Source organism: Pseudomonas citronellolis, assembly GCF_900112375.1.
Classification (GTDB): Bacteria; Pseudomonadota; Gammaproteobacteria; order Pseudomonadales; family Pseudomonadaceae; genus Pseudomonas; species Pseudomonas citronellolis.
Genome location: NZ_FOLS01000002.1, coordinates 73,372 through 90,559, shown reverse-complemented (window position 1 = coordinate 90,559; position 17,188 = coordinate 73,372). Strand labels below are relative to the sequence as shown.

19 protein-coding genes and 1 tRNA gene are annotated in these 17,188 nt (G+C 66.4%); 9 read left to right on the top strand and 11 right to left on the bottom strand.

Translation table 11 applies throughout. The features are described from left to right. Positions 1-99: 99 nt before the first annotated feature. Together oprI and BM060_RS02220 are read right to left on the bottom strand one after the other, a co-directional pair. Complete coding sequence (gene oprI / locus BM060_RS02225) at positions 100-351, bottom strand: outer membrane lipoprotei OprI (protein WP_024128796.1); 252 nt, start codon at positions 349-351, stop codon at positions 100-102. A gap of 409 nt (positions 352-760) precedes the next feature. Then, positions 761-850: transfer RNA gene (locus BM060_RS02220), tRNA-Ser, on the bottom strand. Positions 851-1,011: 161 nt separating this feature from the next. Between BM060_RS02220 and earP the strand changes: the two genes are divergently transcribed. Continuing rightward, positions 1,012-2,142 carry an elongation factor P maturation arginine rhamnosyltransferase EarP gene (gene earP, locus BM060_RS02215; RefSeq protein WP_074976931.1) on the top strand — a complete coding sequence of 377 codons (1,131 nt, stop codon included), beginning with the start codon at positions 1,012-1,014 and terminating at the stop codon, positions 2,140-2,142. 43 nt (positions 2,143-2,185) lie between these two features. Further along, positions 2,186-2,752 (top strand): elongation factor P, encoded by a 567-nt coding sequence (gene efp / locus BM060_RS02210; RefSeq protein ID WP_009623501.1) that lies wholly within the window; start codon positions 2,186-2,188, stop codon positions 2,750-2,752. 586 nt (positions 2,753-3,338) lie between these two features. On the opposite strand, the gene BM060_RS02205 is transcribed toward efp, so the two are convergent. The 4 genes from BM060_RS02205 to BM060_RS02190 all read right to left on the bottom strand — a co-directional run bounded on the left by BM060_RS02205 (position 3,339) and on the right by BM060_RS02190 (position 6,431). Beyond that, positions 3,339-4,358, bottom strand: coding sequence for an alpha/beta hydrolase (locus BM060_RS02205; RefSeq protein ID WP_074976930.1), 1,020 nt, complete (start codon positions 4,356-4,358; stop codon positions 3,339-3,341). Between the two features lie 27 nt (positions 4,359-4,385). Next, positions 4,386-4,814, bottom strand: a complete 429-nt coding sequence (locus tag BM060_RS02200) for an organic hydroperoxide resistance protein (protein WP_009623499.1) — start codon at positions 4,812-4,814, stop codon at positions 4,386-4,388. A 147-nt stretch (positions 4,815-4,961) separates the two neighbouring features. After that, positions 4,962-5,414, bottom strand: coding sequence for a MarR family winged helix-turn-helix transcriptional regulator (locus BM060_RS02195; RefSeq protein ID WP_074976928.1), 453 nt, complete (start codon positions 5,412-5,414; stop codon positions 4,962-4,964). 45 nt (positions 5,415-5,459) lie between these two features. Further along, positions 5,460-6,431, bottom strand: a complete 972-nt coding sequence (locus BM060_RS02190; RefSeq protein ID WP_074976926.1) for a LysR family transcriptional regulator — start codon at positions 6,429-6,431, stop codon at positions 5,460-5,462. 102 nt (positions 6,432-6,533) lie between these two features. Here BM060_RS02190 and BM060_RS02185 point away from each other — a divergent pair, with 102 nt between their 5' ends. Continuing rightward, the gene (locus BM060_RS02185) at positions 6,534-7,274 is read left to right on the top strand and encodes a sulfite exporter TauE/SafE family protein (protein ID WP_074976924.1); all 741 of its coding nucleotides are present in this window, start codon (positions 6,534-6,536) and stop codon (positions 7,272-7,274) included. Between the two features lie 6 nt (positions 7,275-7,280). Here the strand turns inward: BM060_RS02185 and BM060_RS02180 are convergent, their stop codons facing one another. Continuing rightward, a complete protein-coding gene (locus BM060_RS02180; protein WP_074976922.1) occupies positions 7,281-8,135 on the bottom strand; it encodes a LysR substrate-binding domain-containing protein in 855 nt (284 codons plus the stop codon). A gap of 97 nt (positions 8,136-8,232) precedes the next feature. Between BM060_RS02180 and BM060_RS02175 the strand changes: the two genes are divergently transcribed. The 3 genes from BM060_RS02175 to BM060_RS02165 all read left to right on the top strand — a co-directional run bounded on the left by BM060_RS02175 (position 8,233) and on the right by BM060_RS02165 (position 10,259). Then, the gene (locus BM060_RS02175) at positions 8,233-8,466 is read left to right on the top strand and encodes a DUF1127 domain-containing protein (RefSeq protein WP_043267170.1); all 234 of its coding nucleotides are present in this window, start codon (positions 8,233-8,235) and stop codon (positions 8,464-8,466) included. Between the two features lie 36 nt (positions 8,467-8,502). Next, positions 8,503-8,973 carry a DUF3291 domain-containing protein gene (locus BM060_RS02170; protein WP_074976919.1) on the top strand — a complete coding sequence of 157 codons (471 nt, stop codon included), beginning with the start codon at positions 8,503-8,505 and terminating at the stop codon, positions 8,971-8,973. A 62-nt stretch (positions 8,974-9,035) separates the two neighbouring features. Beyond that, positions 9,036-10,259 (top strand): winged helix-turn-helix domain-containing protein, encoded by a 1,224-nt coding sequence (locus tag BM060_RS02165; protein ID WP_074976917.1) that lies wholly within the window; start codon positions 9,036-9,038, stop codon positions 10,257-10,259. 3 nt (positions 10,260-10,262) lie between these two features. Here BM060_RS02165 and uspL read toward each other — a convergent pair whose 3' ends face one another. Then, on the bottom strand, positions 10,263-11,126 hold the full coding sequence (gene uspL, locus BM060_RS02160; RefSeq protein WP_009623480.1) for a universal stress protein UspL: 864 nt from the start codon (positions 11,124-11,126) through the stop codon (positions 10,263-10,265). A gap of 179 nt (positions 11,127-11,305) precedes the next feature. On the opposite strand from uspL, the gene BM060_RS02155 reads away from it, so the two are divergent. Beyond that, entirely contained in the window at positions 11,306-11,911 is a 606-nt protein-coding gene (locus BM060_RS02155) for a MiaE family protein (protein WP_074976914.1), read from the top strand. A gap of 432 nt (positions 11,912-12,343) precedes the next feature. Here the strand turns inward: BM060_RS02155 and BM060_RS02150 are convergent, their stop codons facing one another. The 3 genes from BM060_RS02150 to BM060_RS02140 all read right to left on the bottom strand — a co-directional run bounded on the left by BM060_RS02150 (position 12,344) and on the right by BM060_RS02140 (position 13,869). Then, a complete protein-coding gene (locus BM060_RS02150) occupies positions 12,344-12,553 on the bottom strand; it encodes a YgdI/YgdR family lipoprotein (RefSeq protein WP_061561163.1) in 210 nt (69 codons plus the stop codon). 73 nt (positions 12,554-12,626) lie between these two features. Beyond that, entirely contained in the window at positions 12,627-13,370 is a 744-nt protein-coding gene (lpxH, locus tag BM060_RS02145; protein ID WP_074976912.1) for a UDP-2,3-diacylglucosamine diphosphatase, read from the bottom strand. A 4-nt stretch (positions 13,371-13,374) separates the two neighbouring features. Continuing rightward, positions 13,375-13,869, bottom strand: a complete 495-nt coding sequence (locus BM060_RS02140; RefSeq protein WP_009623469.1) for a peptidylprolyl isomerase — start codon at positions 13,867-13,869, stop codon at positions 13,375-13,377. Positions 13,870-13,992: 123 nt separating this feature from the next. On the opposite strand from BM060_RS02140, the gene BM060_RS02135 reads away from it, so the two are divergent. Both BM060_RS02135 and cysS read left to right on the top strand, forming a co-directional pair. Continuing rightward, a complete protein-coding gene (locus BM060_RS02135; protein ID WP_074976909.1) occupies positions 13,993-15,675 on the top strand; it encodes a glutamine--tRNA ligase/YqeY domain fusion protein in 1,683 nt (560 codons plus the stop codon). Beyond that, on the top strand, positions 15,676-17,061 hold the full coding sequence (gene cysS / locus BM060_RS02130; protein ID WP_009623465.1) for a cysteine--tRNA ligase: 1,386 nt from the start codon (positions 15,676-15,678) through the stop codon (positions 17,059-17,061). Positions 17,062-17,188: the final 127 nt, after the last annotated feature.

Here is a 17,188-nt window from a genome sequence, read left to right as displayed (position 1 = left end):
ACCGCAAGGTCCGCGGGCTTTTCATTGCCCGGGAGAAAGTCCGGGCAATAAAAAAGCCGACCTCGAGAGGTCGGCTTTTCGAACAGATCCGAGGATCTATTACTTGCGGCTGGCTTTGTCCAGCATACGCAGAGCGCGCTCGTTAGCCTCGTCAGCAGTCTGCTGGGCTTTCTGAGCAGCGGCCAGAGCTTCGTCAGCGTGACGATAGGCTTCGTCAGCGCGGGCTTGGGCACGGGCAGCGGCGTCTTCAGTAGCGGTCAGACGGGCTTCGGTTTCTTTCGAGTGGCTGCTGCAACCGGTGGCCAGAACAGCAGCCAGAGCCAGAGCAGAGAATTTCAGAACGTTGTTCATCGTGTTCCCCTTAAGGTGGACATTTCCATTAAAGCAATTCCCCATGGGACTGGGAAATTAGCCGGACTACATAGTACTCATTACTTGTAGTAAGTAAACTGACCAAGCGCAAGTACGGCACTTTTTTTTCATGCCGGGGCGGCTTGAACTCTTAATTGCCCGATAGTTGTGCAAAAAATGTGCAAGTGTCCGCGACTGCCCTACAGCGGGGCTGTTGGGAGGAGCCGAGGCGAGGGCGGAATATCCGAGTATAGACGTCCGAAGTAATGCTAAAACGCGATAGGACGAAAGTCTGCTGGGAACTAATGGCGACTAACTGTGTCGCCAAGTGCAAGGGGTGCATTGCGAGTGCAACGCGCTGGAACGAAAAAGCCCGGCTAACTTCATCAGTCAGCCGGGCTTTTTGATCTGGCGGTGAGGGAGGGATTCGAACCCTCGATACGGTTTCCCGTATACACACTTTCCAGGCGTGCTCCTTCAACCGCTCGGACACCTCACCAGGGTTTCGACAGCGCTGTGTCTGTCGAGGCGCGCACTTTACTCAAAGGTTTTCCGAAAGGCAAATGTTTTTTCAACGGATTCATCGGCTTAAGGACGTCGAGGGGAAACCGGGGCGGCCCGCCTTGCTAAACTGGCGGCTTCCTTCGAAAGGCGAGTGCGATGGCGAGCTGGGACATCTTCTGCTGCGTGGTGGACAACTATGGCGACATCGGCGTGACCTGGCGCCTGGCCCGCCAGCTCGCCGGCGAGCATGGCCAGGCGGTGCGCCTGTGGGTGGACGACCTGAATGCCTTCGCGCGGCTGTGCCCCGGGGCTGATCCGGCGCTGTCCGGCCAGCGCCAGGCGGGCGTCGAAGTCCGCCACTGGCCCGCGCTCTGGGAAGACACGGCGGCCGCCGATGTGGTCATCGAGGCATTCGCCTGTCCGTTGCCGCCGGCTTATGTGGCGGCCATGCGCGAGCGCGCCGTGGCGCCGCTGTGGCTGAACCTGGAATACCTCAGCGCCGAGGACTGGGTGGCTTCCTGTCACGCCCTGCCTTCGCTGCAGGCCAACGGTCTGCAGAAGTACTTCTATTTCCCCGGGGTGCAGCCGGGCGTCGGCGGCCTGCTGCGGGAGGCGGGGCTGATCGAGCGGCGCCGGGCCTTCCAGGCGGACGATGCCAGTCGCCGGGCATTCCTGGCGTCCCTTGGTGTGGAAGTGGAGGGTAGGGAGCGTCTGATTTCCCTGTTCGCCTACGAGAACCCGGCGCTGGCGCCCTGGCTGGACGCGCTGGCGCAAGACGTGCAGCCGACGATGCTGCTGGTGCCGGAAGGGCGCGTGCTGGGTGATGTCGCCGACTGGCTGGGCCTGCCGGGGCTGGCGCCGGGCGACCGCCATCGGCGCGGCAACCTGCGCCTGCAGGTATTGCCGTTCGTCTGCCAGGAGGACTACGACCTGCTGCTGTGGAGCTGCGACGTCAACGCGGTGCGCGGCGAGGATTCCTTCGTCCGCGCGCTCTGGGCGGGGCGGCCATTCGTCTGGCACATCTATGAGCAGGAGGAGGGCGTGCACCTGGAGAAGCTGGACGCCTTCCTCTCTATCTATACCGAGGGCATGGAGCCCGGGCTCGAGGCTGCCCTGGTGGCCTACTGGCACGCCTGGAACGGCCTTGGCGACGCGGCGACGGCCTGGATGGCATTGCAGCAGCGGGCCGGAGCCTGGCGGGAATGGGCGCTGCGCTGGAGCGAAAAGCATGCCGCACAGCCGGATCTCGCCGCGGGGCTGGTGCGTTTTTATACAAATTGGCTATGATACGTCCCCTGTTTTTTGTCTCCAATCCAAATCGGATATTCGTATGAAAACCGCTCAAGAGTTCCGCGCAGGCCAGGTTGCCAACATCAACGGCGCCCCCTGGGTCATCCAGAAGGCCGAGTTCAACAAGTCCGGCCGTAACAGCGCCGTCGTCAAGATGAAGCTGAAGAACCTGCTGACCGGCGCCGGCACCGAGACCGTGTTCAAGGCCGATGACAAGCTGGAACCGATCATTCTCGACCGCAAGGAAGTGACCTACTCCTACTTCGCGGACCCGCTGTACGTCTTCATGGACAACGAGTTCAACCAGTACGAGATCGAGAAGGGCGACCTGGAAGGCGTGCTGACCTTCATCGAAGACGGCATGACCGACGTCTGCGAAGCGGTTTTCTACAACGACAAGGTGATCTCCGTCGAACTGCCGACCACCATCGTTCGTGAAATCGTCTACACCGAGCCGGCTGTCCGTGGCGATACTTCCGGCAAGGTCATGAAGACCGCTCGCCTGAAGAACGGTGCTGAGCTGCAGGTTTCCGCGTTCTGCGAAATCGGCGACTCCATCGAGATCGATACCCGCACCGGCGAGTACAAGTCCCGCGTCAAGGCTTGAGCCTTCGCGTGATGTGAAAAGCCTGGCAGATGCCGTAGAGCTTTTCACTTAAGAAAGAATGCCGTTTCTCTCCATGGGAGAAACGGCATTTTTTCATTCGCGAACTCCCCGCCACGCAGGCCCGAACCAGGCGCCCCCGGGCGTAGGAGCAACTGTCTTGCCGGCTGCGCCGAGGTGCGCCTCAACGCATGGGTTGAGCCTTGGCGAAACCCATGCGGTCGTGGTGATGGGTATCGCTTCGCTCAACGCCATCCTGCGGGTCTTGTGTTCGCCGGAGGGGGTAGGAGCGGACCTTGTCCGCGATAGCCGGACGTATCGGCGCGTTTCGCGGATGAGATCCGCTCCTGCGCTGCCCCAGCCGCGCCACTCCCCCTGTAGGAGCGCGCCCTGCGCGCGAATCGCGGGCAGGGCCCGCTCCTACAAGTTGCCGGGAAGCATGGTATTCCTCCCTGTAGGAGCGGACTCCGTCCGCGATTGGAACCACCGGCCACGCCGGACGCCCCGGTGGCACGAACTGCCCCCTCTCCCTTCGGGAGAAGGCTGGGGTGAGGGGGCAGATGCCGGGCTTCTTCGTTTCTGGCGTCCGTTACTTCAGATGCACTTTCAGCTCCTCGCCGGCCTGGCGCATGGCGGCCTGCACGGCGGGCACCTTGGCCAGCGGGTTGAGCAGGCCGTAGTCGTGGATCATGCCGTTGTAGCGCGTGGCGGTGACGGCCACGCCGGCGGCGTCCAGCTTGCGGGCGTAGGCTTCGCCTTCGTCGCGCAGCACGTCGAACTCGGCGGTCTGCACCAGTGCCGGCGGCAGGCCTTTCAGTTGCTCGGTGCTGGCGCGCAGCGGCGAGGCGTAGATCTCGGCGCGCTGCTTGGCGTCGGTGGTGTAGCTGTCCCAGAACCACTGCATCATCGGCTTGGTGAGGAAGTGCCCCTGGGCGAACTGGCCGTATGAGCCGGTCTCGAAGCTGGCGTCGGTCACCGGCCACAGCAGGGCCTGGAAGCGCAGCTTCGGTGTGCCCTTGTCCTTGGCCATCAGTGCGACCACCGCGGCCATGTTGCCGCCGACGCTGTTGCCGGCCACCGCCAGGCGCGCGCCATCGACGTCGATTTCCTTGCCGTGCTCGGCCACCCACCTGGTGGCGGCGTAGGCCTGGTTGATCGCCACCGGGTAGTGGGCCTCGGGGGAGGGCGTGTAGTCGACGTACACCGCCACCGCGCCGGAGTTCACCGCCAGATCGCGGATCAGCCGGGCGTGGGTCGGGTAGTCGCCCAGCACCCAGCCGCCGCCGTGGAAGAACATGAAAGCGGGCAGGGTTCCCTTGGCGCCTGCCGGGCGGACGATGGTCAGCTTGATGCGCTGGCCGTCTGCCTGGATGGTCTTCTCGCTGACGTTGGTGCCGGAGAGGTCGACCTTCACCGAGGCCTGGGCGCCGCTCAGCACCGCGCGGGCGTCCTTCGGCGACAGGGTTTCCAGGGGCTTGCCGCCGCCGGCCTCCAGGGCTTCGAGGAAGGCCTGGGTGTCGTGCTGCACGCCGGGGCTGCCGGCGGCGAAGGCGTTGCCGATGGCCAGGGCGAGCAGGCCGCCTGCGAGGGTTTTGCTGAGCGCTTTCATGTTCGGGTCTCCTTGGGCTGGGTGGGGTCAGACGGCGATGTTCAGGCGCACGTCGATGTTGCCGCGGGTGGCGTTGGAGTACGGGCAGACCTGGTGGGCCGCGGCCACCAATTCCTCGGCGACGGCGCGTTCCAGGCCCGGCAGGGCGATGTTCAGTTCCACTTCCAGACCGAAGCCGCCGGGAATCTGGCCGATGCCGACCTTGCCGGTGATGGAGGCGTCGGCGGGCAGCTGGCGCTTGCTCTGGCTGGCGACGAACTTCAGCGCGCCGATGAAGCAGGCCGAGTAGCCGGCGGCGAAGAGCTGCTCGGGGTTGGTCGCGGCGCCGCCCTGGCCGCCCAGTTCGCGCGGGGTGGTGAGTTTCACGTCGAGGTTGCCGTCGGAGGAAACGGCGCGGCCGTCGCGGCCTCCGGTAGCGGTGGCAGTGGCGGTGTAGAGGGCTTTGATGGTTTGCATGGCGGTGTCTCCGGATTTCTGTTTGTTCGTTAAAATTTTGCGCGCTAAGTAAGTGCGTGAGGCAGAAATTAGTCCTGAGTTATCTTGCGCGCAAGATATTTATTGGAAGAATTCGCGATAAGAGAGCTCGATGTAGGGAATAAGCCTCTAGTCCGAGCCTTGCAGGCTGCCGCGCAGGTCCACCAGTTCGTTCTTCAGCCTGCCCAGTTCTTCGAGGGACAGGCCGCTGGCGGTGAGGATGCAGGCCGGGATGCTCTCGGCCTGCTGGCGCAGCTCCCGGCCCTTGTCGGTCAGGCGCAGTTCGACCACCCGCTCGTCGCTGGCGTTGCGCTTGCGGGTGATCAGGCCTTCGCCTTCCAGGCGCTTGAGCAGCGGGGTGAGGGAGCCGGGGTCGGTGAGCATGCGCGCGCTGATCTCGCCGACGGTGATGCCGTCCTGTTCCCAGAGCACCAGCATGGCGATGTACTGCGGGTAGGTCAGGCCCAGTTGCTGGAGCAGGGGCTTGTACACCTTGGTCATCTGCAGCGAGGTGGAGTAGAGGGCGAAGCACAGCTGGTTGTCGAGCTTGAGCGATTCGCAGGCGTCCTTGGGTTGGCTCATGACGGGCCTCCGAATAGATGATTGCGCCTTAATTTAGCGCGCTGGCTATTTCTTCGCCAGTTCCTTGCCTGCCAGGTGCGCGGCGAGGGCACTGTCCCAGGGTGGCGGGAAGCCGAAGCGCTCGACGAGGAAGGCCAGCAGGCGCTGGCTGCGCGGGTGGGTGCCGCGCTCCAGGCGCAGGGCGTGGATGCCGCCCGGTTCGGCTTCCGGCAGGCCCGGCTCGCAGAACAGCGGCTGCAGTTCGCCGCGCACCAGGTATTCGCTGCACAGCCAGGTCGGCAGGTGGGCCATGCCGAGCCCCTGCAAGGCGCCTTCGACCAGGGTTTCCGCGTTGTTGGCGGTTAGCCGCAGGCGTCGCGGTCGCAGGTGCTGCAGGCGCCCGTCGACGGCGAAGCGCCAGGCCAGCGGCGGCGCCAGGCCTTCCCAGTCCAGGCCGACGTGCTCGGGCAACTGCAGCGGCGAGGTCGGCCGGCCGTGGCGGGCCAGGTAGTCGGCGCTGGCGCAGACGATGCGGCGCATGGGCGCCAGCGGCGTGGCCACCAGGCGGCTGTCCGGCAGCGGGCCGATGCGCAGCACCAGGTCGACCTGGCCGAGGTTGTCGCCCTGCAGGTCGGTGAAGCTGTCGATCAGGCGCAGCTGCACGTCCAGGCCGGGGTTGGCCTTGAGGAAGTCGGCGATGGCCGGTGCCAGGTGGCGGCGGCCGAAGGGCACGGGCGCGTCGATGCGGATCAGGCCTTCGGGCGCGGTGCTCAGCGACACCGCCTCGGCGCGGGCCTGGCGCAGTTCCTCGACTATGCGCCGGGCGCGCTCGGCGAAGGCCAGGCCCGCCGGCGTGGCGCGCACCACGTGGGTGCTGCGGGCCAGCAGCGGGCTGCCGAGGCCGCGTTCGAGGGCATCCATGCGTCGCGCCACCGCCGAGGGCGTGAGCTGGCGCAGGCGCGCGGCGGCGGAAAAGCTGCCGCTGTCGAGCACGTCGAGGAACAGGTCCAACTGGTCTTCCAGGGCGGTGGGAGTCATGGTGCTTGCCTATGCGTAAAGCGCAAAGCCATTGTGCTGGGCTTTGCGTTTCCCATCCAGCGGCGGTTTTCTAGCATGGCCTCGACGTATTTGGAGGTTCGCATGCTGGAGATGGGGCTGGATTTCGTCCTGGGGTTGGTTCTGGGTTGCCTGGGCGGGTTGTTCGGCATCGGCGGCGGCCTGCTGGCGATCCCGGCGCTGAGCGTGCTGTTCGGCCTCGACCAGCAACTGGCCCAGGGCACGGCATTGGTGATGGTGGTGCCCAACGTGCTGCTGGCGCTGCGCCGTTATCACCAGCGCAATCGTATCGATCCCGGCCAGGCGGCGGTGCTTGCGGTGACCGGCCTGCTCTGCGCCTTCCTCGCTTCCAGCCTGGCGCTTCGTATCGACGCGGCGCACATGCGCACGGCCTTCGTGGTGTTCCTGGTGGCCCTGGCCGGCTACCTGCTGCTGCGCCAGCGCAGCGAGGCGCAGCCGCGCGAGGAAACACCGGGCCTGCCCTGGTTCGCCGCCCTCGGCCTGGGCGCGGGTTCCCTGGGCGGGCTGTTCGGGGTGGGCGGCGGCGTGCTGGCCACGCCGGTGCTGACCTCGCTGTTCGGCTTCACCCAGGTGGTGGCCCAGGGGCTGGCCCTGGCGTTGGCCGCGCCGAGCACGGCGGTGGCGCTGGGTACCTATGCGCTGCATGGCCACGTCGACTGGCGCATGGGCGCTTGCCTCGCGGCCGGCGGCCTGCTGAGCATCTCCTGGGGCGTGAGGCTGGCCCATGCGCTGCCTGAGCGCGCCCTGCGCTTCGCCTTCAGCCTGTTCCTGGTGGTTTGCGCGCTGCTTCTGCTGCGCCAGTGAGCCGGCTCAGGCGGCGAAGCCTTCGACGATGTAGTCGGCCAGCTTGTCGGTGACCGGCGACTGCCGCGCCGGGTTGCGCAGCAGCACGATGCTCGCCGAGGGCAGGGCCGGCAGGCCTTCCTCCTCGCCGATGATGCGCAGGTTGCCGGTGAGCAGGCTGCGCAGCTGGGCGGTGACCGCCAGGCCCGCGCTGGCCACGGCGAACAGCGCCGAGAGGCTGGGGCTGCTGTAGGCGATGCGGTAGTCGATCTCCAGCGCTTCCAGGGCGTTGCAGGCCCAGGCGCGGCAGAAGCAGGTGGTGTTGAACATCGCCAGCGGCAGCGGGCGCTGTTCCTGCGGGCAGAAGCTTTCCGCGGCCATCCAGACGAAGGGCTCCTGGCGCAGCAGCTGGCCGATCTCGGTGCCCGGCTCGCGGGTGACTATGGTCAGGTCCAGGTCCTTGCGGGTGAGCAGTTGCGAGGAGGTCTCGCAATGCACTTCCACCTGCACCAGCGGGTAGGCCTGGGCGAAGCGCGAGAGGATTTCCGGGAGGAAGCGCATCACGTAGTCGTCCGGCGTGCCGATGCGCACCGCGCCGACCATGTGCGGCTGGCGCAGGGTGTTGAACACCTCGCCCTGCAGCCGCAGGATGCGCCGCGCGTAGCCCAGCAGCACCTGGCCTTCGGGCGTCAGGCGCACCTGGCGGCCGTCGCGCTCGAACAGGGTGCGTTCCAGCACGTCTTCCTCCAGGCGCTTCATCTGCATGCTCACCGCCGACTGGGTGCGGTTGACCACCTCGGCGGCGCGGGTGAAGCCGCCGTGGTCGGCGATGGCGACGAAGGTGCGCAGCAGTTCGCTGTCGATGCTGGGGAAGGCGCTCATACATCAATCTCCAAGATGGGATGCATAAGAATGATTCGTTGGATTGATCTTATGCCCGGCGCGAGACTGGCGCCAACCCCACAGGGAGGACGACACGATGAAAGCGCAATTCGGTTTCGTGATGACACCCTCGGTATTCACCCGCCGGCACGCCGGCGCGGCCTTCTGGCAGCGCCTGCTGGGCCGCATCCGCCGCTGGCGGGAACTGGCCCGGCAGCGCGAGCAGTTGGCCAGGCTCAGCGATGCGGCGCTCAAGGACATCGGCCTGAGCCGCGCCGACATCCTGCAGGAGGCAGAGAAGCCCTTCTGGATCGACCACCTGCGTCGCTGAACCCCTTCTATATTGCACGAGCACAAGGAAAGGCCCATGCCGCACCGCTACCACCTGGCCCAGGTCAACATCGCCCGGGCCAGGGCCCCTCTCGACCACCCGCTGATGCAGGATTTCGTCGACCAGTTGGCGCCCATCAACGCCCTGGCCGAGGCCAGTCCCGGCTTCGTCTGGCGCCTGCAGGACGAGGCGGGCGACGCCACCGGCATCCAGGCCTTCGCCGACCCGCGGATCATCGTCAACCTGTCGCTCTGGGAGTCCCTGGAGGCGCTGCGCGACTATGTCTATGGCGGCGAGCACCTGAGCGTGCTGCGCCGGCGCAAGGAATGGATGGAGAAGCTGCCGGGGCCGAGCCTGGCGCTCTGGTGGCTGCCGGCCGGGCAACTGCCGACCCTGGAGCAGGCCCGCGCGGCCTTGCAGCGCCTGGCCGAGCACGGGCCGAGCGCCGCAGCCTTCAGCATCGCCCGGCCGTTCCCCGCGCCCAGCGCGCAAGCGCTGCCGGCCTGATGTCGGCGTTGGCGGCTTTGGCGTAGGATCGGGGGCTTCGATCCAGCCAGCAGGAAGCGCCCATGACCGACAGCCTGTCCCTCAAGCAAGCCCGCCGCCTGGCCCTGGCGGCCCAGGGCTTCGCCAGCCGCCGGCCGCGCAGCCAGGTGCAGCGCCGGCACCTGCAACAGGTGCTGGAACGCCTGGGCGTGCTGCAGATCGATTCGGTCAATGCCCTGACTCGCTCGCACTACCTGCCGCTTTTCTCGCGCCTGGGCAGCTATCCGCAGGCCCTGCTGGACGAGGCGGCCTGGAGCGCCGGGCGCCACCGGCGAATGTTCGAGTACTGGGGACACGAGGCGTCCCTGCTGCCGCTGGAACTCTATCCGCTGATGCGCTGGCGCATGCGCCGCGCGGCCGTGGGGCAGGGCATCTACAAGCAGTTGGCGCGCTTCGGCGAGGAACGCCGCGAAGTGATCGAGCGCGTGCTGCAGGCGGTGCGCGAGCAGGGCGCCCTGGGCGCCGGCAGCCTGACCACCCGCAGCGAGCGGGCCGGCCCCTGGTGGGACTGGAGCGACGAGAAGCACGCCCTGGAATGGCTGTTCGCCGCGGGCGAGGTGACGGTGGCCGGGCGCCGTGGTTTCGAGCGGCTGTATGACCTGCCGGAGCGGGTGCTGCCCGCCGCTGTGCTGGATGCGCCCGAGCTGGATGCCGAGCAGGCCCAGCGCGGCCTGCTGTTGCACGCCGCGAACGCCCTGGGCGTGGCCAGCGAGACCGACCTGCGCGACTACTTCCGCCTGGAGCCGGCGGACAGCAAGGCGCGCCTGGCCGAACTGGTCGAGGCCGGCGCGCTGCGCCAGGTGCGCGTGCAGGGCTGGTCGCAGGCGGCCTACGTCGCCGGCGAACCAGTCATTCCGCGCAAGGTGGCGGCCAGCGCACTGCTCTCACCCTTCGACTCCCTGGTGTGGGAGCGCACCCGCACCGAACGGCTGTTCGACTTCCGCTACCGCCTGGAGATCTACACCCCGCAGCACAAACGGGTCTACGGCTACTACGTGCTGCCCTTCCTGTTCGGCGAACGCCTGGCGGCGCGCATCGACCTGCGCGCCGAGCGGGCGGCGGGGCGCCTGGCGGTCCATGCCGTGCACGAGGAGCAGCGGCCGCTGGGCGAGGAGGGGATGCTGGCGCTGGCCGGCCAGTTGCGCGAAATGGCCACCTGGCTGGGCCTGGAGGGCGTGCATGTGAACTGCCGCAAGGCGGAGGGCGTCCGCCTGCGGGCGATGCTCGGCGCCGGGGCTGGCGCCTAGCTGTCAGGCCTTGGCCGCCAGTTCGTCGAGGTGGGCGATGACTTCGTCCGGCTTGAGCACCAGCACGTCGCTTTCCAGGGCATCGAGCACCACCTCGGCGGTGTTGCCGATCAGCGCGCCGGAGAAGCCGGTGCGCGCCACGGTGCCGATCACCGTCACCGCCGCGTCCAGCTGGTGCGCGGTACGCGGGATGAGCACGTCGGCCGGGCCTTCCTCGATGTGCAGGTGCTGGTCGTCCACCCCGTACTCGGCCTGGAATGCCTTGCAGGCCTCGCGGTAGCGAGCTTCGATGGTCTCGCTGAGCTGGAAGGTCGGGTCGGCGGCAGACAGCATCGGCGAAGGGTGGGCGCTGATCACGTGCAACTGGCCGTGGGTCAGCCCGGCGATGTCGTAGGCGTGGCTGACGATATTGGCGTGCAGCGCGTGGTGCTCGGCGTCGTTGTTGCCGACGTCGACCGCGGCGAGGATGTTGCGCCCGGCCCAGGGCGTGGCGCTCTTCACCAGCAGCACGGGAGCGGGGCAGTAGCGCAGCAGCTTCCAGTCGTCGGGGGTGAGCAGCGCCTTCTTCAGCGGGCTGTCGGGGTGGTGCTGCTTGACCACCAGGCCGCAGCCTTCGGCCTGCTGCTCGGCGATGATGGTGGCGTGCAGGCTGTCGTGCCAGGCCTGCCGGCAACTGCTGCTGTAGCCTTCCTCGCGCAGGCTGGCGGTCAGTTCCTCCAGCCGGGCGCCGGCGTCGCCTTGCTTGCTGCAGGCCAGCAGGTGCAGGTGGGATTGAGTGACGCTGGCGATCAGCTTGGCGCGCTTGAGCGCCAGGCCGTCGGGCTGGTCGGGGGCCACTACTACGAGAATGCTGCGGATGGCTTGCATGGTCGTCTCCCTTGGCACTTGCCGTTGCTTTGCAGCAACTGTAGACGCGATCCGGCCGAGCGGTTCTTGAGATGCATCAAGTGTGGCGCTGGCCGTGCGCCGCTGCATTCGTATAATGCTCCGCCTTTGGCCGCCGGCGAACCCTTTTGCGCGGCGGCGCTGAGTGACTGGAGCCCGTCATGTTGTCCGAAATCCGCGAATTCCTCGGTTGCGCCACGCCCGATGCCTGGGTCGAGGCCGCGTTGCGGGACCAGGAAGTGCTGCTGATCGACCACAAGAACAACGAGTTCAAGGCCGCCAGCACCGCCCTGGCGCTGATCGCCAAGTACAGCGCCCACGAGGAACTGGTGAACTTCATGTCGCGCCTGGCGCGCGAGGAACTGCGCCACCACGAGCAGGTGCTGGCGATCCTCAAGAAGCGCGGCATCGCCCTGCGGCCGATCTCCGCCGGCCGCTATGCCTCGGGCCTGCGCGCGGCGGTGCGCAACCACGAGCCGCACAAGCTGGTCGACACCCTGATCGTCGGCGCCTTCATCGAATGCCGCAGCTGCGAGCGCTTCGCCGCCCTGGTCGACCACCTGGATGCGGATCTGGCGAAGTTCTATGGTTCGCTGCTCAAGTCCGAGGCGCGGCACTTCCAGGGATACCTGGCATTGGCGCGGCGGTATGGTGACGAGGCCGATATCCAGCGGCGGGTGGAGCATATCCGTGGGGTCGAGGCGGGTCTCATCAGCTCGCCGGACGAGGAGTTCCGCTTCCACAGCGGCGTGCCGCAAGTGGCTTGAGGCCTTTGGCTTTCAGGTTGGGGTGAAGGGGCTCGGTGCTACCGGATAACCCAGCGTGGCCGGCGGGCCCAATCGCGGACGGAGTCCGCTCCTACGCCTCCGGGAAAGCACGGTTTTTCGTAGGATGGCGTTGAGCGAAGCGATACCCATCACCATGGCCCGATGGGTTTCGCAAGCTCAACCCATCCTACGAAAGGCACCCCGGCGCAGTCGGCAAGACAGTTGCTCCTACCTCACCGGTAAACACGACGCCGCGTAGGATGATGTTGAGCGAAGCGATACCCATCGTCACGACCGCATGGGTTTTGCCAAGGCTCAACCCATCCTACGAAGAGCGCCTCGGTGCAGCCGGCAAGACAGTTGCAAAGCACGGGCGTAGGAGCGGACTCCGTCCGCGATTGGTGGATAACGCCCCATGCAATGGGGGCGCCTTCAGCGCTCGATGATCTGCCGAATCTGCGACTGCGGAATCATCTGCTCCCGCCCCTCTGCATCCTCGAAGCGAATCATCCCGCTGGCCTTGTCCAGCTTCGGCTTGTTGTCGGTAGTGATCATCTGGCCATCGGCAGTGCTGATGATGTACTCGCTGGAGCAACCAGCGAGGGCGAGCAGGCAAGCGGCGAGCAACAGGTGTTTTTTCATGGTGATCCCGGACGATGCGGCTATGGATGGATTGAGCATAGCTGCTGGCCCGGGGCCATGAAGTTGATCCGCGTCAGTGGCCGGACGGCTCCGCTTCGAGACTGAAGGGCGCCTGGTGCAGGCCGTTGGCGTCGGCCTGCAGGGCCCAGCCTTGACGGTCCCAGTCGCCGAGGACGATGCGCCGGGCCGGCTGGCCGTCTAGCTGCAACTCGTGCACCGCCGGGCGATGGGTGTGGCCGTGGATCAGGGTGCGCACGCCATGCTGGCGCATGACCTTCAGCACCTCGTCCGGCGTCACGTCGACGATCTCGCTGGCCTTCATGCGCGTCTGCGCGCGGCTTTCCTTGCGCAGCTTGCGCGCCAACTGGTGGCGCTTCGAAAGCGGCAGGTTGCGCAGGATGAACAGCGAGACCGGATTGCGCAGCCAGCGGCGCAGCTTCATGTAGCCGACGTCCAGGGTGCACAGGCTGTCGCCGTGCATCAGCAGCACCTTCTCGCCGTTCAGGCGGATCACGCTGGGGTCGCGCAGCAGGGTGCAGCCGGCTTCGCGGCAGAACGCCTTGCCGATCAGGAAGTCGCGGTTGCCGTGCATCAGGTAGATGCGCGTGCCGCTGTCGGCCAGTTCGCGCAGGGCGCGGGCGATGGAATGCTGGAACTCGTCCATGCCGTCGTCGCCGATCCAGGCCTCGAAGAAGTCGCCGAGGATGTAGAGCGCTTCGGCCTGGCGGGCGCGGCTGCGGAGGAAATGCAAGAACGCCCGGGTGATGTCCGGGCGTTCCGCTTCGAGATGCAGGTCCGAGATGAACAGGACGCTCATCGACTCACTCGACGATCTCGGCCTTCTCGATGATCACGTCTTCGCTCGGCACGTCCTGGTGGCCGGCGCGCATGGTGGTGGCCACGCCCTTGATCTTGTTGACCACGTCCATGCCGTCCACTACCTGGCCGAACACGCAGTAGCCCCAGCCCTGCACGGTCGGCGCGCTGTGGTTGAGGAAGTCGTTGTCGGCGACGTTGATGAAGAACTGCGCGCTGGCCGAGTGCGGCTCCATGGTGCGGGCCATGGCGACAGTGCCGACCTTGTTGCCGACGCCGTTGTTGGCCTCGTTCTTGATCGGGGCGCGGGTGCTCTTCTGCTTCATGCCCGGTTCGAAACCGCCGCCCTGGATCATGAAGTTGTTGATCACGCGATGGAAGATGGTGTTGTCGTAATGACCGCTCTTCACGTACTCCTTGAAGTTGGCCACGGTCTCCGGGGCCTTGTCTTCGAAGAGTTCCAGGGTGATGACGCCATGGTTGGTGTGCAGCTTGATCATGAGGGGATTCCACTCTGTCGGGAAAATCGAAGGCCTGTCAGGGGGTTGACAGCTTCGGCTATGATAAGCGCTTTGGTTTGGCCGGCCTACCCTGGCCGAACGTCAGTAACGATCAAGGACACCATGAGCAAGCCCACCGCCGATTCGAAAGAAGCCACTGTCGCCGCCAACTTCCTGCGCCCCATCGTCCAGGCAGACCTGGACAGCGGCAAGCACCAGAAGATCGTCACCCGCTTCCCGCCGGAGCCCAACGGCTACCTGCACATCGGCCACGCCAAGTCGATCTGCCTGAACTTCGGCCTGGCCCGTGACTTCGGCGGCGACTGCCACCTGCGCTTCGACGACACCAACCCGGCGAAGGAAGACCAGGAATACATCGACGCCATCGAGGCCGACGTGAAGTGGCTGGGCTTCCAGTGGGCCGGCCCGGTGCGCTTCGCCTCCGACTATTTCGACCAGTTGCACGCCTGGGCGGTGGACCTGATCAAGGCCGGCAAGGCCTTCGTCTGCGACCTCAATGCCGAAGAGATGCGCCAATACCGCGGCAGCCTGACCGAGCCGGGCAGGAACAGCCCGTTCCGCGAGCGCTCGGTGGAGGAGAACCTCGACCTGTTCGCCCGCATGAAGGCCGGCGAGTTCGCCGACGGCGCCAAGTCGCTGCGGGCGAAAATCGACATGGCCTCGCCGAACATCAACCTGCGCGACCCGATCCTCTACCGCATCCGCCACGCCCATCACCACCAGACCGGCGACAAGTGGTGCATCTACCCCAGCTACGACTTCACCCACGGCCAGTCGGACGCCATCGAGGGCATCACCCACTCCATCTGCACCCTGGAGTTCGAGGACCATCGCCCGCTGTACGAGTGGTTCCTGGCCAACCTGCCGGTGCCGGCGCAGCCGCGCCAGTACGAATTCGCCCGGCTGAACCTGAACTACACCATCACCAGCAAGCGCAAGCTCAAGCAACTGGTCGACGAAGGCCACGTGGACGGCTGGGACGACCCGCGCATGTCGACCCTCTCCGGCTACCGCCGCCGCGGCTATACCCCGGCCTCGATCCGCAGCTTCTGCGACATGATCGGCGTCAACCGCGCCGGTGGCGTGGTCGACATCGGCATGCTGGAGTTCGCCATTCGCGACGACCTGGACGCCAACGCCGCACGCGCCATGTGCGTGCTCAAGCCGCTGAAGGTGGTCATCACCAACTACCCCGAAGGCCAGGTCGAGAACCTCGAGCTGTCGCGCCATCCGAAGCAGGACATGGGCGTGCGCGTGCTGCCGTTCAGCCGTGAGATCTACATCGACGCCGGCGACTTCGAGGAGGTCCCGCCGGCCGGCTACAAGCGCCTGATCCCCGGTGGCGAAGTGCGCCTGCGCGGCAGCTACGTGATCCGCGCCGACGAAGCCATCAAGGACGCCGCCGGCAACATCGTCGAACTGCGCTGCAGCTACGACGAGAACACCCTGGGCAAGAACCCCGAGGGTCGCAAGGTCAAGGGCGTGATCCACTGGGTGCCGGCCGCCGAGAGCGTGGAGTGCGAAGTGCGCCTGTACGACCGGCTGTTCCGCTCGGCCAACCCGGAGAAGGCCGAGGAAAGCGGCAGCTTCCTCGACAACATCAACCCCGACTCCCTGGTGGTGCTCAAGGGTTGCCGCGCCGAGCCGTCGCTGGCCAGCGCCGGCGCCGAGGACCGTTTCCAGTTCGAGCGCGAAGGCTACTTCTGCGCCGACAGCAAGGATTCCAAGGCTGGCGCCCTGGTCTTCAACCGCACCGTGACCCTGCGCGATTCCTGGGGGCAGTAAATGGCGCTTTCCGTCTACAACACCCTGAGCAAGGCCAAGGAGCCGTTCCAGCCGCTGGTCGGCAACCAGGTGCGCATGTACGTGTGCGGGATGACCGTGTACGACTTCTGCCACATCGGCCACGCCCGCGTCATGGTCGCCTTCGACGTCATCGCCCGCTGGCTGCGCCAGCGCGGCTATGAGCTGACCTACGTGCGCAACATCACCGACATCGACGACAAGATCATCCGTCGCGCCCAGGAGAACGGCGAGCCCTTCGACGCCCTGACCGAACGCATGATCGCCGCGATGCACGAGGACGAGGCGCGCCTGTCGGTGCTGCGCCCGGACATCGAGCCGCGCGCCACCGGCCACATCGCCGGCATGCACGCGATGATCCAGACGCTGATCGACAAGGGCTTCGCCTACGCCCCGGGCAACGGCGACGTCTACTACCGCGTCGGCAAGTTCGTCGGCTACGGCAAGCTGTCGCGCAAGAAGATCGAAGACCTGCGCATCGGCGCGCGCATCGAGGTCGACGAATCCAAGGAAGACCCGCTGGACTTCGTCCTGTGGAAGGCGGCCAAGCCCGGCGAGCCGAGCTGGGAATCTCCCTGGGGCGCCGGGCGCCCGGGCTGGCACATCGAATGTTCGGTGATGTCCACCTGCTGCCTGGGCGAGACCTTCGACATCCACGGCGGCGGCCCGGACCTGGTGTTCCCGCACCACGAGAACGAGATCGCCCAGAGCGAGGCGGCCACCGGCAAGCCCTACGCGGCCACCTGGATGCACGCCGGTGCGGTGCGCGTGGACGGCGAGAAGATGTCCAAGTCCCTGGGCAACTTCTTCACCATCCGCGAGGTGCTGGAGAAGTACCACCCCGAGGTGGTGCGCTTCCTGCTGGTGTCCAGCCACTACCGCAGCCCGATCAACTACTCCGAGGACAACCTCAAGGAAGCCAAGGGCGCGCTGGAACGCTTCTACACCGCGCTGCGTGGCCTGCCCGAGGTCGAGGCGGCCGGTGGCGAAGCCTTCGCCGAGCGTTTCGCAGCGGCAATGGACGATGACTTCAATACCCCTGAGGCCGTCGCCGTGCTGTTCGAGATGGCTCGCGAAGTGAACCGCCTGCGTGAAGCCGACCTGCAGGCTGCGGCAGCCCTGGCTGCCAAGCTCCGCGAACTGGCTGGCCTGCTCGGCGTGCTGCAACTGGAGCCGGATGCCTTCCTTCAGGCCGGCGCCGCCGGCAAGGTCGACGCCGCCCAGGTGGAAGCGCTGATCCAGGCCCGCCTGGAAGCCCGCGCGGCGAAGAACTGGGCCGAGTCGGACCGCATCCGTGACGAGCTGACGGCCATGGGCGTGGTTCTGGAAGACGGCAAGGGTGGCACCACCTGGCGTTTGGCCGAGTGATCCACCGCTGAAAGGAAAGAAGGCCGCTGATGCGGCCTTTTTTCTGCCTCGCCGGTCGCACCAACGTGCTCTTCGTAGGATCGAGGGGGACGCCTAGTTCTTGCTCGCGAACCGCATGGCACGGCGT

Coding starts and splice junctions, on each gene's coding strand:
- BM060_RS02165 (WP_074976917.1), top strand. CDS start 9,036: ATGACCGACAGCCTGTCCCTCAAGCAAGCCCGCCGCCTGGCCCTGGCG.
- cysS (WP_009623465.1), top strand. CDS start 15,676: ATGGCGCTTTCCGTCTACAACACCCTGAGCAAGGCCAAGGAGCCGTTC.
- BM060_RS02180 (WP_074976922.1), bottom strand. CDS start 8,135: ATGAGCGCCTTCCCCAGCATCGACAGCGAACTGCTGCGCACCTTCGTC.
- efp (WP_009623501.1), top strand. CDS start 2,186: ATGAAAACCGCTCAAGAGTTCCGCGCAGGCCAGGTTGCCAACATCAAC.
- BM060_RS02175 (WP_043267170.1), top strand. CDS start 8,233: ATGAAAGCGCAATTCGGTTTCGTGATGACACCCTCGGTATTCACCCGC.
- BM060_RS02185 (WP_074976924.1), top strand. CDS start 6,534: ATGCTGGAGATGGGGCTGGATTTCGTCCTGGGGTTGGTTCTGGGTTGC.
- oprI (WP_024128796.1), bottom strand. CDS start 351: ATGAACAACGTTCTGAAATTCTCTGCTCTGGCTCTGGCTGCTGTTCTG.
- BM060_RS02195 (WP_074976928.1), bottom strand. CDS start 5,414: ATGAGCCAACCCAAGGACGCCTGCGAATCGCTCAAGCTCGACAACCAG.
- lpxH (WP_074976912.1), bottom strand. CDS start 13,370: ATGAGCGTCCTGTTCATCTCGGACCTGCATCTCGAAGCGGAACGCCCG.
- BM060_RS02170 (WP_074976919.1), top strand. CDS start 8,503: ATGCCGCACCGCTACCACCTGGCCCAGGTCAACATCGCCCGGGCCAGG.
- BM060_RS02140 (WP_009623469.1), bottom strand. CDS start 13,869: ATGATCAAGCTGCACACCAACCATGGCGTCATCACCCTGGAACTCTTC.
- uspL (WP_009623480.1), bottom strand. CDS start 11,126: ATGCAAGCCATCCGCAGCATTCTCGTAGTAGTGGCCCCCGACCAGCCC.
- earP (WP_074976931.1), top strand. CDS start 1,012: ATGGCGAGCTGGGACATCTTCTGCTGCGTGGTGGACAACTATGGCGAC.
- BM060_RS02155 (WP_074976914.1), top strand. CDS start 11,306: ATGTTGTCCGAAATCCGCGAATTCCTCGGTTGCGCCACGCCCGATGCC.
- BM060_RS02200 (WP_009623499.1), bottom strand. CDS start 4,814: ATGCAAACCATCAAAGCCCTCTACACCGCCACTGCCACCGCTACCGGA.
- BM060_RS02135 (WP_074976909.1), top strand. CDS start 13,993: ATGAGCAAGCCCACCGCCGATTCGAAAGAAGCCACTGTCGCCGCCAAC.
- BM060_RS02205 (WP_074976930.1), bottom strand. CDS start 4,358: ATGAAAGCGCTCAGCAAAACCCTCGCAGGCGGCCTGCTCGCCCTGGCC.
- BM060_RS02190 (WP_074976926.1), bottom strand. CDS start 6,431: ATGACTCCCACCGCCCTGGAAGACCAGTTGGACCTGTTCCTCGACGTG.
- BM060_RS02150 (WP_061561163.1), bottom strand. CDS start 12,553: ATGAAAAAACACCTGTTGCTCGCCGCTTGCCTGCTCGCCCTCGCTGGT.